This window comes from Streptomyces sp. NPDC001514, assembly GCF_053597075.1.
This window is the reverse complement of the sequence record NZ_JBSFHO010000079.1, coordinates 1-2,855: the sequence shown is the minus strand read 5'-3', so window position 1 is coordinate 2,855 and position 2,855 is coordinate 1. Positions and strand designations below refer to the sequence as shown.

2 protein-coding genes and 1 pseudogene are annotated in these 2,855 nt (G+C 68.9%); 2 read left to right on the top strand and 1 reads right to left on the bottom strand.

Annotated features, from left to right (window positions below; translation table 11 throughout):
• Window positions 1-687: polysaccharide deacetylase family protein (locus tag ACWCXB_RS36465; protein WP_450728787.1), on the top strand; the 687-nt coding region annotated here is incomplete at its 5' end.
• A gap of 104 nt (window positions 688-791) precedes the next feature.
• On the opposite strand, the gene ACWCXB_RS36460 is transcribed toward ACWCXB_RS36465, so the two are convergent.
• Window positions 792-1,451: a class F sortase gene (locus ACWCXB_RS36460; RefSeq protein ID WP_450728785.1), complete on the bottom strand. Its 660-nt coding sequence runs from the start codon at window positions 1,449-1,451 to the stop codon at window positions 792-794.
• Window positions 1,452-2,504: 1,053 nt separating this feature from the next.
• Between ACWCXB_RS36460 and ACWCXB_RS36455 the strand changes: the two are divergent.
• Window positions 2,505-2,783, top strand: a pseudogene (locus tag ACWCXB_RS36455) (hypothetical protein); the annotation flags it as partial.
• Between the last annotated feature and the right edge of the window lie 72 nt (window positions 2,784-2,855).

The window sequence follows — 2,855 nt, the reverse complement described above, 5'->3', positions numbered from 1 at the left end:
GCGGCGGCCACGGTGACGAAGGCGTCGGCCTACAGGCTTCAGCCCATGACGGCATTCATGCCCAACGCCCTGACGAGCGGGGTGACTCCGGTCCGGGCAGAGCCGTTTCTGAGCATGCCGACGCTCGGCCGGTCCATGGTGCTGACCTTCGACGACGGCCCTCATCCCCACTACACGCCGGACATCCTGAAGATTCTGCGCAAGCACGACGTCCGGGCCATGTTCTTCGTCTGCGGCAAGATGGCCGTGGCCGACCCGGACCTGCTGCGCGAGATCGCCGACGACGGACATGTGATCGGCAACCACACCTGGTCGCATCCGCTGATGCCGAAGCTTCCCGCGTCCCGCATCCGCGACGAACTGGGCAGCACGAGCGAGATCATCGAGAAGACCCTCGGCAGTGCGCCTCGCTGGTACCGCGCACCGTACGGGGCATGGAACAAGTATTCGTTCGAGATCGGCGCCGAGCTCGGCATGGAGCCGCTCGCCTGGACCATCGACACACGCGACTGGCGCGTGCCCGGGACGAAAGAGATCGTCGGCCGCGTCCTGGACGGGGCCGAGCCCGGCGCCGTCGTCCTCTCGCACGACGCGGGCGGCGACCGCTCGCAGAGCGTGGCGGCGCTCCGCCGCTATCTGCCGGCGCTGCTGCGGTCCGGGTACCGGATCAGGGTGCCGATCCGCTGATGGAGGCGGACGCGGACGCGGTCGTGGACGTGGGCACGGATGCGGGCACGGGTACGCATGCCGAGCGGCCGCCGACGAGCTGAGCCGGCGGCCCTCGCGATCGCCTATTGCGCGGAGATCATGCGGGCGAAGACGACGACGTTGCCGTCGTAGCCGCCGACCCGTGAGTAGCCGCCGCCGCAGGTGATGACACGCAGCTCCGGGCTTCCGGTGTCGCCGTACACGCGGGCGCCCGGGAAGCCGTTCTTGGAGAACACCTCGACGCCGTACACCTCGAACACCGCGGTCCTGCCGTCGTAGCGGGTCACCTCGACGTGCTGGCCCTTCTGCAGCGCGCCCAGACCGTAGAAGACGGCGGGGCCGGCCGCGTTGTCGACATGGCCGACGACCACCGCCGTGCCCTGCTGGCCAGGGGCGATGCCGTTCTGGTACCAGCCCGCGAGATTGGGGTCCTGCGCGGGCGGGGCCTCGATCCAGCCGTTGGGGTCGAGGCCGACGTCGATGATCGGCGCGTCGACCCGGAGAGCCGGGATGGCGATCCGGGACGCGGGGGCGTACGGGAGCGGCTCGACGGGTCCGGTCAGGGGGACCGATTCCGCGTAGCGGCGACTGTCCAGCGCGGCCGCGACGGCCGGCTGGGGTGGCCCCATTCCCACGTCGATGCCGTTCCGCACCAGCGCGAGGCCGGTGAGCATGACGAGAGCAAGTACGCCCCACGGTGAGCGTCTTCTCGACTCCGAGCCGGTGTAGTCCTGGCGGCCCATGGTTCTCCCATCTCATTGTCTGCACGCACGCTAAGCACGCACGAGCCGAGCGGCGACCGGGGAGGGGCGAACGGGTGGTACGGCCACTTGGGGTGAGCCATCCGTGTACATCGCCATATAAAAGCCTCTGACAGTCCGTGACCTGCGGCTCCGTCAGACATAGGGGCGTCGTACCGGCGTGTCGGCTCACTGGGGTGGACCAGTCCCAAAATGCGGCGAATGTGCAAGGCGGTGAGTGTTCGTGTTGGAGGGCGTTCTCGTCGAATCTCCCGGAGCACCGTTCCGGGGCGCGTCTCCACTGGAGGTTCAACCATGCGTGCTTCACGCACTCTCGCGGTGACCTTCACCGCATGCGCGACCGTCGGCCTGTCAGCGCCGCTGACCGCTGCCAACGATGGTGGCGGCGGTCCCACCAGCGTCAACATCTCCCCGTCCTCGGTCCACCAGGGCGGGATCCTGAACATCTTCGTCGACGGCTGCGACAAGGGCGGCACCGTGACGTCCAACGCCTTCCCGACGGCCAATCTCTCCGGGAACCGGGGCTCGCACGGCGCGAAGGGCGAGCGCGCGGACGGTGCCAACCTTGACAAGGGCGGGGTCCGCAGCAGCGACGGCGATGACTGGGACGAGGGTGGCAGCGACAGCGGCTTCGACGGCGGCTTTGGCGAGGGTGGGAACGGGAACGGGAACGGGAACGGGAACGGCGAGGGCCGTGACCAGGGCGGGAACGGCAACGGCAACGGTCGCGACAACAACCAGGGGGGCAACGGCAACGGTCGCGACAACAACCAAGGCGGCAACAACAACGGTCGTGGCAACAACCAGGGGGGCAACAACAACGGTCGTGGCAACAACCAGGGGGGCAACGGCAACGGTCGCGACAATAACCAAGGCGGCAACAACAACGGTCGTGGCAACAACCAGGGGGGCAACAACAACGGTCGCGACAACGGCCGTGGTGACCAAGGCCGCAACAACGGTCGGGACAACGGCCGTGACAACGACCGTGGCCGCGGCGGGAACAACAACAACCGCCGTGACCGCGACAACAACGGCGGCGGTGTAGCCGACGCCACGGCCCGGATCTACGACAACGCGACACCGGGCCAGTACAACCTCGCCGTCCGGTGCAACGACGACAAGCACCATGATGGAATCGCCACCCGTACCTTCACCGTGCTCGCCGGTCGCGGCGCGCAGGGCGGCCTCGGCGGTTCGCGCGGTCCCTCGACCACCGAGATGGCCGTGGGCGGCGGGCTCGTCGCCACCGCGGCCGTGGGCGGCGCGATCGTCGTCATCCGGCGCCGTCGCATGAGCAGCGGAAAGGCCTGACCGGCCGAACCTCCCGGTCGGCCCGAATGCCGCTCGCCGACACCGTCAAGCAGGTCGAGCCGCGCGAGAAGG